This is a genomic window from Salinispira sp. (assembly GCF_059431795.1).
Genome location: NZ_JBXWXS010000002.1, coordinates 65914 through 78974, shown reverse-complemented (window position 1 = coordinate 78974; position 13061 = coordinate 65914). Strand labels below are relative to the sequence as shown.

At 51.8% G+C, this 13061-nt stretch carries 9 protein-coding genes; 5 read left to right on the top strand and 4 right to left on the bottom strand.

Translation table 11 applies throughout. The features are described 5' to 3' along the window. Window positions 1-19: 19 nt before the first annotated feature. On the bottom strand, window positions 20-4891 hold the full coding sequence (locus AC52PS_RS00850) for an efflux RND transporter permease subunit (protein WP_495561131.1): 4872 nt from the start codon (window positions 4889-4891) through the stop codon (window positions 20-22). An 82-nt stretch (window positions 4892-4973) separates the two neighbouring features. Next, on the bottom strand, window positions 4974-6119 hold the full coding sequence (locus AC52PS_RS00845) for an efflux RND transporter periplasmic adaptor subunit (RefSeq protein WP_495561130.1): 1146 nt from the start codon (window positions 6117-6119) through the stop codon (window positions 4974-4976). Window positions 6120-6428: 309 nt separating this feature from the next. Here AC52PS_RS00845 and AC52PS_RS00840 point away from each other — a divergent pair, with 309 nt between their 5' ends. Then, window positions 6429-7229 (top strand): alpha/beta fold hydrolase, encoded by an 801-nt coding sequence (locus tag AC52PS_RS00840; protein WP_495561129.1) that lies wholly within the window; start codon window positions 6429-6431, stop codon window positions 7227-7229. A gap of 3 nt (window positions 7230-7232) precedes the next feature. Continuing rightward, window positions 7233-7670 carry a hypothetical protein gene (locus AC52PS_RS00835; protein WP_495561128.1) on the top strand — a complete coding sequence of 146 codons (438 nt, stop codon included), beginning with the start codon at window positions 7233-7235 and terminating at the stop codon, window positions 7668-7670. A 20-nt stretch (window positions 7671-7690) separates the two neighbouring features. On the opposite strand, the gene AC52PS_RS00830 is transcribed toward AC52PS_RS00835, so the two are convergent. Together AC52PS_RS00830 and AC52PS_RS00825 are read right to left on the bottom strand one after the other, a co-directional pair. Continuing rightward, window positions 7691-8959 carry an MFS transporter gene (locus AC52PS_RS00830; protein WP_495561127.1) on the bottom strand — a complete coding sequence of 423 codons (1269 nt, stop codon included), beginning with the start codon at window positions 8957-8959 and terminating at the stop codon, window positions 7691-7693. Between the two features lie 54 nt (window positions 8960-9013). Continuing rightward, complete coding sequence (locus tag AC52PS_RS00825) at window positions 9014-9853, bottom strand: YaaA family protein (RefSeq protein WP_495561126.1); 840 nt, start codon at window positions 9851-9853, stop codon at window positions 9014-9016. A gap of 110 nt (window positions 9854-9963) precedes the next feature. On the opposite strand from AC52PS_RS00825, the gene AC52PS_RS00820 reads away from it, so the two are divergent. The 3 genes from AC52PS_RS00820 (at window position 9964) to AC52PS_RS00810 (ending at window position 12879) form a co-directional block, all read left to right on the top strand. After that, complete coding sequence (locus tag AC52PS_RS00820; protein WP_495561125.1) at window positions 9964-10509, top strand: response regulator; 546 nt, start codon at window positions 9964-9966, stop codon at window positions 10507-10509. Further along, window positions 10484-12328, top strand: coding sequence for an ATP-binding protein (locus AC52PS_RS00815; RefSeq protein ID WP_495561124.1), 1845 nt, complete (start codon window positions 10484-10486; stop codon window positions 12326-12328). The genes AC52PS_RS00820 and AC52PS_RS00815 overlap by 26 nt, the downstream gene beginning before the upstream one ends. A gap of 155 nt (window positions 12329-12483) precedes the next feature. Next, window positions 12484-12879: a DUF302 domain-containing protein gene (locus AC52PS_RS00810; RefSeq protein WP_495561123.1), complete on the top strand. Its 396-nt coding sequence runs from the start codon at window positions 12484-12486 to the stop codon at window positions 12877-12879. The last annotated feature ends 182 nt before the right edge of the window (window positions 12880-13061 follow it).

The window sequence follows — 13061 nt, the reverse complement described above, 5'->3', positions numbered from 1 at the left end:
AGGGTATATCAGTACATAATCAAGCGCCGGGCAGGGAAATTTCCACATAGAAAATATTCAGCTGCCGGAGCGCAGAAAAGAGATTGTATCCTGATGCATGCAAACTCCTGATAACTCTTCGCATGGAAATATCACTGCTTCCCCCCTGCCGATAGAGAATCCGTTCCTGTTCATACGCCTCAAGATTCTGGTCAAAGCTGTCGGCGGCATTCTGTGCCGTTGATATGAGCTGACTGTAACGGTCTTTCAGCCGCCTCAGTTCCAGTTCAATCTCCTGCTCTGCCCTGCCGATCTGAAGGCGGTTCCTTCTCATCCTTTGTTCATACAGACGTTTTTGAAGCTTAAATCCCCTCCGGAAGGGATCGGGAATATCCAGGCCGGCGCTCAGGGTCAGTGTGTCATCGCCGGGGTTTTCCAGAAGTTCCCCGGAATCTGCCCCCTCTTCGGTTTCCTCAAACGGCGCCTGGTAGTTGATATTGATATTCAGTCTGGGTGCGTCGGCCCTGCCGGCATCCATCAAGGTCGCTCGGGCATTTCCCATATCGTAGCTGCTCTGGAGAATGTCAGGATCATGTTCCAGCATTCTTCGCCGCAGACTCTCCCAGTCCGGTACGCTGGCCAGACTGTCGGCCGAGGGGAGAAGCCGGTTCTGGAGAATTTCGTCTGTAAAATCACCGTATGCTTCCAGATCCGATTCAATGCCCCGCTGTATGTCGCCTATTCGGTTTTCCAGTTCTCTAAACCGGGAATTCTGCACCTCCAATGAATCGATGGCGAAATTCAGTTCGTTGTCAGACACAAGCCCTAACGACACATCCTCGCGGATCTGCTGAAGCTCAGTTTCCTGAATTTTAATACTCTCATCCAGCAGATAGAGTTCCTGAATCAACTGAAGCCGCTGATCCAGCCGCTGCATCATTGACAGGCTCTGCTGATTCAGACCCTCCCGATAATTCAGCCGTGCCGCCGCTACTCCGTTCTCCGCCGCCTGCAGTCCGGCAGCCAGAACATCGAAGCGTAAAAATTTACCATCCAGAAAAAGGGGCTGGGAAAGACCCGCAGACACCCCTGGAGAAAGACGGTACGACCATTCTTCGTCCCCGGACAACCTGTTCTGGGACAGCCCGGCTGAAGCAGTGGCAAAGATTTGTCCTCCACTGGGCAACGCTTGATCGGCGGAGAGACTCAGAGACCAATCGATGGCCTCATCATCTCCGGGGTCGTTTCCGGGAACCGGTGCTGCGCTGAAATCCGGACCCTGGCTGTACGCCACCATACCGCTTCCCCCTGCGGGAGAAGCTCCGCCGCCGATACTCAATCCGGGGAAGGCGTTGCTTCTCTGGAATCGGTACTGGGCCTTTGCCGACTCCACAGAAGAATCCATGAGCTTCATCCCCCGGGATTCGGCCAATCCCCGGCGAATCCCCACCAGGAGCCCGTCAGCGTCGCTGTGTTCCGGAAGGCCCTCACCGGTGAGGCGCCGGACAATGGAGTTGCCCCTGCGGGCCAGGATTTCCGGATCCCCGGGCAAGACGTCCTGGGATCCGGGAGAAGGCGCAGCGGGCAGCATGGGGTATGCGGGAAGCATAATACTGAACTCCTCGCCACCGGCGGACTCAAGGGCGTCCCCGGCAGCACCGCCGTCCTGTGCATACAGCCCCCCGGCAAACGGGGATGGTGAGAGAAGGGGAAACATCAGGGCAAACAGAGCCAGGGTCAAAACCCCTCTGGCCGGTCCGGGAGCAGCGGTTTTCCGGTCGTAAAGCAGTCCGTAGAGCCCGGGAATAATCAGCAGGGCGGTGATGGTGGAAAATATCAGACCGAAAATAATGGTACTGGCCATAGGTCCCCATACCACCGAGCTGCCGCCGATGCCCAGGGCCGTGGGAAGAAGGCCTGCAATAGTGGTGAGAGAGGTAAGCATAATGGGACGCAGCCGTGTTCCGGCGGCTTCCTTCACTGCTTCAGCCACCGAGGCTCCTTTTTCCCTCAATTCATTAATAAAACTGATAAGGACGATTGCATCATTCACCGCAATTCCCGCCAGCGCCACGCCTGCATAGAGCACGGTGGTGGAAAATGCAGTCCCGCTGAGGGCAAGGTACAGCACCACCCCTACAAACGAGAAGGGTACGGAGAAGAGAATTATCAGAGGCTGGGAATAGCTCTTAAATTGAGCCCCAAGTATAAGATAAATGAGAAATATGCCCAGGAGAAACACCCGGAGGATTTGAATAATCAGATCCTGAAACTCGGAAAACTCGCCCCCGGTCCCGAATTCCACATCGGGATATTCCAGGGCCAGTACGTTTTCAAAATACGCTTCCACTTCCTGGTTAACTACGGCAAGATCAAGACCATCCGCTGCATTTGCGGTTACGGTTATCTGACGCTTGCCCTCCACCCTGCGGATGCTTCCCGCCGAACTGGGAAAGTCCACGGAGGCTACCGAGGAAAAGGGGATAAGCCTTCCGTCCTGGGTTGGTATGGAAGACTGCACCAGATCCTCATAGCGTGCCGTTCCGGGGCTGCCGAATCGGAGTACTATTTCAATCTCCTCGTTATCTTCGAAATACCTGCCCAACACCAATCCGTCAAACTTTGCCCGAATAAAATTCCCCACCTGTGAAACCGAGAGACCCAGGGCAGTTGCCCGTTCCTCATTTACCTGAATGCGTATTTCAGGATTTCCCGGCTGATAATTATCCTCGACATTGAAAACCCCTTCAATTCCCCGGAGATACTCCTGTACATCTTCCGATGAGGAAATAATCTGAGGATAATTATCACCGCTCAAGGTAAAAGAAAGGGGGGCGGATGTGGGAGGTCCGTTCACCGCCTTTCGGTACACCAGCTCTTCGGGCCCTGCAATACCCGCCAAATCCCTTTGCACATCTGCGATGATTGCATCAATACTTCGGCTTCTCCCCTGCTCCACGTCTGTCAAATCTACCGTTAGCTGCCCAACATTTGAAGATGAATCCACGGATGTGCTGGAAGCCAGACTCCCTGCGGTGGAAAGAACCGAGAGAACTTCTCCGTCACCCACCCGATTCATGAGTCGGGATTCTATTCTGCTCAGCATGGAATCGGTTTTCTCCAGGGGTGTTCCCCGGGGCATGGTGATATCGATGGTAAAATAACTGAAATCCTCGGCGGCAAAGAGATCCTGGTTGAGGAAGGGGACCAGGGCAAAACTCCCTCCGGCAACCAGCAGAGCGGTCAAAAGAAGCCAGGCTCTCCGGGGATATATCCGCTTGAACAAGCGGTCGAATCGGGTACGAATTGCGGAAAACCATGCACCGGGTTCCCGGCGGGGCTTGCTGCCTTTTTTCCTCTCTTTTCCCCAATCGGCAAAATGAGATGGAAGAATATACAGAGCCTCCCAGGTACTTGCGATCAGGGCGATGGCTACCGTCAGAGGAATTACCCTGAGAAAGCGGCCGATGGTACCAGGAATGATCATCAGAGGAAGGAATGCCGCGACGGTGGTGGCTGTTGCAGCAATTACCGGCAGCACCACCTGGTTGGTTCCAGCAATTGCCGCATCGTGCCGGGAAAGCCCGTTCTGCTGCATCCGGTAGGAGTTCTCAATTATTACGATAGCATGGTCAACTATCAGTCCCAGCACCAGCACTAATCCGAAAAGGGTGTTGGTATTGATGGTTTCCCCAAGCAGCTCCAGGATAATGAACGTAAGGGCAAAGGTTACCGGTATTCCCAGAGCAGTCATCAACGCATTTCTCAGGCCGATAAACAGTGCAAGAATAACCACCAGAAGCGCAAGCCCCATTAGTGCGTTGCCGGTGAGAACCGAAAGGCTGTCTCTGATCTGCACCGTGGAATCGTTCAACAGGGTTACATTGAGGCGGGAAGGCAAATCTTCTTGCCGTTCTCCCAGATAATCCCTGATTCCCTGAACCACATCCAGAGAACTTCCTCCGGGAACCTTGGTTACCCGAAGCGCCAGGGATGTATCTCCGTTTATTCTGCTGATGCCGGAATCGGGATTGAATCCGTCACTTACCGAGGCCACATCCCGAACCCGGATCATTCCGCTTCCGTCGTTCCCGCTTCGTCGGATAATCACATCCTGAAAATCATCTATCTCCTGAATGCTGCCCACGGTTCTCAGAATAAATTCTCTGCTTTCGGTATTCAGGGTTCCGCCGGGAATGCTTGAATTCCTATCCTGCACCGCCTGGAGTATTTCCCGGCTGCTGAGTCCCAGGGATGCCATCCGGGCGGGATCTGCATTCAGGGTGATTTCCCGGTCCCTGAGCCCTACAATATCCGCTGAAGAAACGTCGCTGATACCAAGAATATCTTCCTGAAAACGGAGTGCCTGATTCCGTAATTGGGAATAGGGAAGATCCCCGCTGAGCACCACCTCAATTACCGGAGCAAAGTCTGCGGACGAAAAATCATCCACCAACGGATTCAGCACGCCGTCAGGCAGATCAACCCGGTTAAAGCGGGTCTGGCTATCCTGAAAAAGGGTTTCAAAGCGCTGTTGGCTGATGCCGTCATCAAATTCGACCCGCACCACCGAAAGTCCCTCACTGGTGGTGGAGCTGATGGTTTTCAAATTGTCTATACCCTGGAATTCATTTTCAACAGGGATAGTGACGATGGTTTCCAGATCTTCCGCCGATACGCCGGGATAGGGCACAATAATGTTCACCCAGTAAAACGGCACCTCTGCGAATTGCTCCTGGGGAAGCTGGAGCATGCTGAATGCGCCGAGGGCAATCACGGTGAACATGAGAATATTCACCAGAACCGGATTTTTCACACTTAATGCTCCGATTCCTCTCTGCAGACGGGATTTGTCAATACCGTCAGAATATGTTGTGCCTCCGGATCCTTCATTGGATTCGTGTTTGCTCATTTCAAGTCTCCGTAGTCAAGATATGTTTGTGTATTCTGCCCTTAGGGCGATGGTTCCGCCCATCCGGGCTCTGTGTTGAGAATCAATCCAGCCGGGCTATCCTGTCATCGGCGCGTACCGCATCTCCGTCATTGAGATTGCTCAAACCGCTGACCAGGACTCTCCGTCCCGGAAGCTGCACCTCATCCGCCGTGGAGCGAACCGCCGCCATGGAGCCGTATTGGTCGAGCACTTCAACCCCCTGTTTCACTGCCCTGCCTTCCTGGAGAAGAAATATCCAATCCTCCTCCTCACGAACCAGAGCTGCCACGGGAACGATGGGCTGAAGCAGTTCAAGATTGCTTTCAATTTCCACTCCGGCGCTCATGCCCGCCTTGAGGACTGAGGGCTCAGGGTTTTCAAACTCAACAATTACCTTCCAACTTCCCGTTTGGAGATCACTCCCTGCTGCAACCGCGGTGACAAAACCGTCTCCCAGTATTTGTCCCCGGGGACTGGAAATACGGATCCCGGCGGGTTGCCCTTCCTGGATCAGAAAAATTTGATCCTGCCCCATGGAAAGCTCCACCTTCAGCCGGTCCAGATTAACCACCCGGGCTAACTGCTGCCCTGCGGTGATCCTGTCTCCGGGAATGAGGCCGGTTCCTTTCTGGGCAATTTTCCCGTTAATCGGTGAAGAAATACGTGTGTTATCCAGTGCATCTTCGGCCTGCTCCAGCCTTGCAGCAAGGCCGTCCACACGGGCCTGAACCTGATTGTACGCCGTCTGGGAAATGGAGCCCCGTTCATACAACGACCGCTGGGATTCAAGATCTGCCGCCGCACTCTCGTATTCCCGCTCCAGCTGCCGGAAGTTCAAACGGGCAATTCGATCATCCAACTGCAACAGCATCTCGCCTGCCTGAACATCCCGGCCCAGCTCAACGTTCACATCGGTAATAATGCCGGGTGTTACCGGACGGAGAATTACCTCTTCTACGCCCTGAATAATTCCGCTGGCATATATGGTGTTTCTCAGACGCCCCTTTTCTATGGTTGCCGTTTCTACAGCCGGCGCTTCTTCAGCTGTAGATTGATCCGCCGCCGATCCCGGATCCTGAACCTGGAGAGCGTCGCTATCTCCGCCTTCCGGCGTACAGGAAAGAAGGAGCATCAATGCAATCAAAAACAACACGGCCGCCAGCGACGGACGAAGGGATCTGCGAAAACTCGGTATGTTGCGTATCATATTTCACCTCATAATATTCAGTGTGGAGAAGCGGGCAGAACGGCGTCGTTGCACCCCTTCATTCTCACGACGGTATACGAATCTCCGTCATTAGGAATGAATCTACAAAAATCACGTTTTGAAATCAATAAAAATTTTACACCAATGATAAACTTTTTGCTCCAGTAAATATTGCATTTTGTGATTTTCTAAAATATCTGGCAAGATGACTCATGGGGATCTACACTGGAAGCAGCGGCTTTTATCCGATAATTGGCGGAAATGGGAGCTTATCTATACCGAGGATTATCTGTGCCGGAGGGAGGAAGCATGCCGGAAACAGTCAACATACGGGGTTGCAGTATCGGGTATCAGTTACAGCCGGGACCGGGGGTACCCAAAATTCTTCTCAACGGTATAGCTATGTCCATGAGTCACTGGACGCCCTTCATTGATGCATTTCCCGGGGAAGGGTCGTTCCTGCTCCACGACTTCAGGGGGCAGTTGCTCAGTGGTAAACCACAGGGAGGGTACTCTCTGGAAAGTCACAGTGACGACCTGGCCGTACTGATGGATCATGCAGGAATTGGGAAGGCGGACATTATCGGAACATCCTACGGATCGGAGGTGGCCATGGAGTTCGCCTTGAAGTATCCCGGAAAAACCAGAAGCCTGGTAATTATTGACGGGGTAAGTGAGCTGGACCCCCTCCTGTCCGCAGCAGTTGAAAGCTGGAAAAGCGCCGCATTGTCGGACAAACGGGTATTCTACCGGGGATTGATACCATGGAACTACTCGGCAGAGTATCTGGAAGGGCATCTGTCAAAGCTGAAAGAGCGGGAGGATATGGTTGCCGGTCTGCCGGATGATTACTTCCGCGCCTTTGCCTCCCTCTGCGATGCATTCGCAGATATTCGACTGACGCCCAGGCTTCAGGGAATCAGCGCACCCTGTTTGGTACTGGTGGCAGAGAAGGATATTCTCAAACATGGGGGCTTTGCCCGGATAATCAATGAAAATATTTCCGGTTCCATCCTTGAAATAATCTCTGGTGCCGGTCATGCTGTAGTCATAGAACGCCCCGGGGCAGTTGCCCGGCGTACCCATGATTTTCTGCAGCAGCTGGAGTAGATAATGATTCCCTCAAAGAGTATCAGCCCGCAGGTACACAACACCCGCAGGGTCCTGGCAAAAAAAAACGCCGGCAAGGATCCATCGTCGCAGGAAGCTACAGTTCCCCCTTCTTTGCCTGAAGAGGACGGTGAGCTACAAGAATACCGTCAGCTGGAGAAACAGTTCCGTTCTGCGCTGTCCCGGCAGCAACTTCCCGACGCATTGCTGGATGAGCTTTTCGAATGGAGCTGGGAGACGGCGGTTCGGGGAAACCGCCCGGACTTCATGGGCGATATCGCCGATCTCTTTGCCATGCAGTACGACGATAACGCCGACCCGTTGAAAACCGAGGATTGGCAGAACGTTTCGGAGCTTGCAGGGGAGTATGATTCAGATCTGGACATCCAGCTTCTGGAATACATCATGATGCAGGTCGTTGAACATCACGGCCTGGATTAAGAGCTGGTGTGAGCCGATGATCACTCTCTCACTATATCATCACTCAATGGAGAGTTGTGGGGCACATCCACCGGGCACAGCATCTTTTGGATAAACAGAAGTGCCGTTGCCGCTGCAGCGGCAACGAAAAGGAACACAACAGTGTATCCGGTGACTGAAATTAATCCCCCTATTATCAAAGGAAATACCGCCAGGGAAATATTGAACGTACCGAAAATCCTGCTGTACAGGGCCCGGTTTTTATCGGTACTGATCTCCATTAGCACTGCATCATCTGTCATTTTCTGAGCCCCCAAATACAGTCCGGTAAGGATAAATACCGGCAAGAAACCCTGAAAGGGGAAAATACGAGCTGCAATAAGTGCAAGAATGGGAACGGCACATCCCAGAGCGCTCCAAACCCGAAGCATCCCCTTGAACCCGAACCGTTTCACCACACGGTGCCAGATAAGGTTCCCGAGAACCATTCCGCCAATCTGAATGAGCACCAGATTCCCCAGCATTCGTGGACTTACATCGTACATCCTGTTTGCCAGAGCCACATAAAAAGGAAGCAGTACGGTGCCGAATCCCAACAGATTTGCGGATATTACATAACGTCTCAGGGTGGGATCTTTTCTCAGATATTCCGGAATCTTCCGTAATATACTCCCGGCTGTTTCCCCATCCCCTTCGGGAACGACGGGCTTCTCCCGGAGAAACCAAAACCCCAGACTGGCAAGGAGAAGACTGGCCGCTGACAGGGCGAACAACAGCGGATAGCTGTCATTGGCTCCCCGGGAAGCCAGAATGTGACGGGTGAGGAGTGCGGAGAGAAGAATCCCCATGCTCATGACCAATTGGCGGCGAAGCACAAACTTCTGACGGTCTCCCGATGGAAATGATTTCCCCACTAAATCGATATAGCTCACACCGGCAAATGCCCCGCCCAGGGTAAAAAGCAAAAGGAGGGAATATAGCGAGATCAGAAGCAAAGACAGAGAGCTTCCCCCTCCCAGAAACAGCAGAAGGGCAAGGCCGGCGAGAGAAGCAACACGCAGGTAAATGCCTCCCAGCAGAGCGGGCTTTTTCCGGGAACGGGTGTGAAGCCATCCGGCAAACAGCAACTGTGCACCAAGTGGAACACCCACCATAATAGCGGTCATTATTCCAACATGGACCTCGCTGCCGCCCTGTCCCAAAATTAATGAAGGAAGAATGGTGTTGATATCGGTGAAGGTTACCGTTACGGCAAGAAGCGCCGCATGCCAATAAAACGCCCTGCTGTTCCTGTGAAGGGAATGGTTCATAATCAGGAGTATATATTACCCGAAAGAATCCGGCCAGCCAAGAAAAGAATCCGTTCACCCAAGAGCCGAATCCGGCCGGCCAAGAGCAGATTCCACCTGTTCCAAGATAATTTCCGGGTTATCCTCAATCATCAATCCTCGATCCTCAACCGGAGTGAATATCAGAGTGTTTTCCTTGGACAATTCGTTATTATACCCATAGCCCTCTACTTCCGCGTACTTCAAATCCTCCGGACTCAACACCTTCCGGCTGAGTATCCATGCAGCCATATGACCCCGAAGCTGCTTGGAGGTGGCACTTACCGCCTTCCAGCGCCCCTGTTTCCATTGTCGAAAATCCACCCTTGTTACAGGGAGGAGATCAGCGGGTATCACTCTGGAAAATTCAGAGGAGCACAGGTCGATTATATAATTAACACTACCTGCGTCCCTCATACCCTTGAAATAGGCATCGATCCTTAGGCGCCAAAACTCCAGCAGGCTCTTCTTCTCCGGCCGTACATCACGGTGGGTGAAATCCAGCCGGTATGGTTGTATGCAGCTATTCTGCTCAAGAATTCCATAGAGGGCGGAAAGAATAAAGAGCCGGGAGATCCCCTCCGGTTGCCGGTCATTCAATGCAGAAAATGCGGGGCCTTTATACAGTCTGGCTGCGGGAAGGCAGGGAGCTTCTCTTTTGCCCCAGCTCTGCCAGAGGGTATGAATTTCTTCAGCCTTATGCTGTCCGATTTTTGAACCGTAGGTGAAGTATTCAGGGGTCCGTTCTTTCATGATACCTGCTATCTTCTCCGCTTCCTTCATAAACCTGGGAGTCAATGACTGCTGTGAATGAGCAATCCCCTGGGGAACTTTTTGTGTTTTTGAAGGTGAGAGACACACTGCAGCTGAGATCATGGTTCCTCCATATTTTTTTGCGCCGATTTCCGCTCTTTTCAAAATGGTTTTCCTGGGTTCTCATAACGATTCGACTGGAAAAAAATCCTTCCGGTGGTTACCCTGTAAATATGGATACCATCCGTTTTAGTAATGAACCAGAAGAACAATCGGAAAGGTACAATGCCGGGGATGAGCATGACAATCCCTGGATAATTCTTATCGCCGACGATGAGGGTGATGTACATATGATTACCAAACTGGTACTCGAGAATTTCCGATTCGATAACCGCCCGGTTCAAATTCTCAGCAGTTATTCCGGAAAAGAAACCCTCCAGGTATTGGAAGAGCATCCGAACACCGCGGTGCTGCTGCTTGATGTTGTAATGGAAAGTTACACCGCCGGCCTGGATGTGGTAAGCCAGATACGGGAAAGGTTTCACAATCAGGAAATCCGGATTCTCCTGCGAAGCGGACAGGCAGGCTACGCAAATGTATCCAGAATTATCCAGGAGTTCGACATCAATGACTTTATCAGGAAGGAGAACCTCCGCTATCAGGACTTAAAGGATGCGGTCACCCTGGCCCTCAGAGCATTTCGGGATATTCAGAAAGCCAGAACGAATGAGGCCGAGGAAACCCGAAACCGGGATGATAGTCAGGGTTGTGGGGACTAAGGTGCATCCGGTAAAGATTCGTGAAATACCCCGCCCCCGACTCGTTTTGTTCCTTCTCCTGGCATTCAGTTCGTTTTCCATTGTGCATGCCCAGGAACTGAGTGCGGCGTTTATCCCCGATTTGTACCCCCTGTCGTTTATAGATGCGGAAGGCAACAGGACCGGCTTCTATATTGATCTTTTGAACGCTATTTCAGATGAGCTGAACTATTCAATACGCTATATTGAGGGCAGCTGGGCGGAGAGCTTCGAAAGAACAGTGAACGGAGAGATCGATCTTCTCCCCAGTGTTACCTATACCCCGGAAAGAGATGAATTTCTGGACTTTGTCCCCGAGCATGTGTTGACCGGCTGGACACAGGTAATTATCCCGCAAAACTCCGAAGTGGAAAGCGTCATCGATCTTCAGGGGCTTTCGGTGGGCATAATGCGGGGAGATAATAATGGTGAAGCATTTGTTGAATTTATAGACAGTTTTGATATCCCCCCACCTCAGCTCCAGCTCTACGATAGTTTCCCTGAAATCCTTTCGGCACTTTCTGCAAATAATCTGGATGCGGGAGTTGTTCAGAGTTTTACCGAGGTGGAGCAGTATCCAGGCCTGAGACGAAGCGCCATCATATTCAACCCATTTCACACCAGTTTTGCTACTGCTTCGGGAAATATCCCCCAAGTCTTGGAAGAAATGGCAGGCCTCATTGAGAGATGGAAGGCCGGGGAACCATCACCCTATTACCAAATTCTCAACCGGTATTTCGGGCTGACTGAACGAATTGTCGTTCCGGTCTGGCTTACGGCCCTGCTGATAATTCTCACTCTCACCGCCCTTTTTTCCTGGCTGATTGTCCGAAAGCTTACCCTGGCCCTGCGCCGGAGCAAGAGCAGGCTGGAAGAGTTAAATGCACGCCTGGAAGAAAAGATTGAATTGCGGAGCAGACTCCTTGAAAATTCACAAAAAGAGTTGGTCCAGAAGGAGAAAATGGCAGCACTGGGAAATATGGTGGCAGGCATCGCCCATGAAGTGAATACCCCGGTGGGTGTGGCCATTACCGCCTCCAGCTATCTCCAGGAACAGGTAGAGAAATTGGCCAGGAATTATCGGAACAAATCATTAAGCGAAGGTTCATTTCATGAATTTATAGAACAGGCCGAGAGCTCCAGCACAATGATCCAAAGCAATCTGCTTCGGGCAGGGGATCTGATCCAGTCATTTAAAGAGATATCCGTTGATCAAGCGGTGGATGAAGCCCGGAGTATCAATCTCCGGGAATACTGCGAATCGGTGTTGCTCAGTCTTTCTCCCCGCCTGAAGGGGAGCCGCATTGATTACCGGCTTCAAGCCGAAGATGCAGAATTAGAAGTGCGTCCGGGGGCAATTGCGCAAATTCTCACAAACCTCTTTGAAAATGCAATTGTGCACGCCTTTGGTGATCCGGAAGCAACACCCGACTCCCCGCTTATTCAGATAACCGCCTATACCGAGGAAATTCACGGTACTTCGGCCCCCGCAGATTTGAATCGGAGCTTGGTAATACTGGTTGAAGATAACGGAAGAGGTATAGACGCCGAAATCCTCCCCCGGATCTATGAGCCTTTTGTCAGCAGTAAGCGCTTCCAGGGCTCCTCAGGTCTTGGCATGAGCATTGTTCATAACCTCGTGGTGGGACAGCTAAACGGCAGCATCAGAGTAGAGAATGTCCGGTCCGAATCCTTGCCGATAGACAATGCCCTGACTGAATCCCTCCCGGCAAAAGAAAATGGTGGGGGAAAGCAGGAGGGCAGAGGCACCCGGTTTTCCATCCACATCCCCGTTACCTGAATTCGACGCTCCGGGATCCAGAGCCGATCCTTCTAATCTGGTGAGTTCCTATGCTCCTATTCTAGCTCTAATGCTCCTAATCCACCTAGTGACAAGTCTTCCATTCTTTAGTATTTTACTTATAATATATATGATTTTCTTTATAAGGAGAGGATATGAGCTACTATATCAATACAGAATTGACCGGAGATTTCGAAGAGGTGATCCGGCAAACCGGAGATGCCCTGGCTGAGGAGGGCTTCGGAGTACTTACCGAAATCGATGTGGCTGCAACCATGAAAAAGAAGCTGGACGTGGACTTCCGAAATTACCGGATCCTGGGTGCATGCAATCCTCCGTATGCTCATAAGGCACTGCTGGCGGAAGACAAAATCGGCACCATGCTTCCCTGCAATGTGATCGTACAGGAGCGCTCCCCGGGAAACATTGAAGTTGCCGCCGTGGATCCTCTACAGTCGATGTCTGCTGTGGAAAACCCGGGGCTGGAACCCATTGCCCGGGAAATTCGGGAAAAACTCAAAAACGTAATTGATGCCCTGGGCGGCAGCTGATAAGCCGGATCGTGTTTTTGCCAATGGAAAAGCTGTTCAATTGCTCCCCTCAACTTACACATAAACTTTTTCCCGGCAAAAAGGGCAGTGATCTTCTATACTGAATAACGAGATAATATATACGTCAGTGTAAATCTTAGCCTGATTTTCCAGATACTTGCACTGACCGGCGGTTAACTAAG

Coding starts and splice junctions, on each gene's coding strand:
- AC52PS_RS00850 (WP_495561131.1), bottom strand. CDS start 4,891: ATGAGCAAACACGAATCCAATGAAGGATCCGGAGGCACAACATATTCT.
- AC52PS_RS00845 (WP_495561130.1), bottom strand. CDS start 6,119: ATGATACGCAACATACCGAGTTTTCGCAGATCCCTTCGTCCGTCGCTG.
- AC52PS_RS00840 (WP_495561129.1), top strand. CDS start 6,429: ATGCCGGAAACAGTCAACATACGGGGTTGCAGTATCGGGTATCAGTTA.
- AC52PS_RS00835 (WP_495561128.1), top strand. CDS start 7,233: ATGATTCCCTCAAAGAGTATCAGCCCGCAGGTACACAACACCCGCAGG.
- AC52PS_RS00830 (WP_495561127.1), bottom strand. CDS start 8,959: ATGAACCATTCCCTTCACAGGAACAGCAGGGCGTTTTATTGGCATGCG.
- AC52PS_RS00825 (WP_495561126.1), bottom strand. CDS start 9,853: ATGATCTCAGCTGCAGTGTGTCTCTCACCTTCAAAAACACAAAAAGTT.
- AC52PS_RS00820 (WP_495561125.1), top strand. CDS start 9,964: ATGGATACCATCCGTTTTAGTAATGAACCAGAAGAACAATCGGAAAGG.
- AC52PS_RS00815 (WP_495561124.1), top strand. CDS start 10,484: ATGATAGTCAGGGTTGTGGGGACTAAGGTGCATCCGGTAAAGATTCGT.
- AC52PS_RS00810 (WP_495561123.1), top strand. CDS start 12,484: ATGAGCTACTATATCAATACAGAATTGACCGGAGATTTCGAAGAGGTG.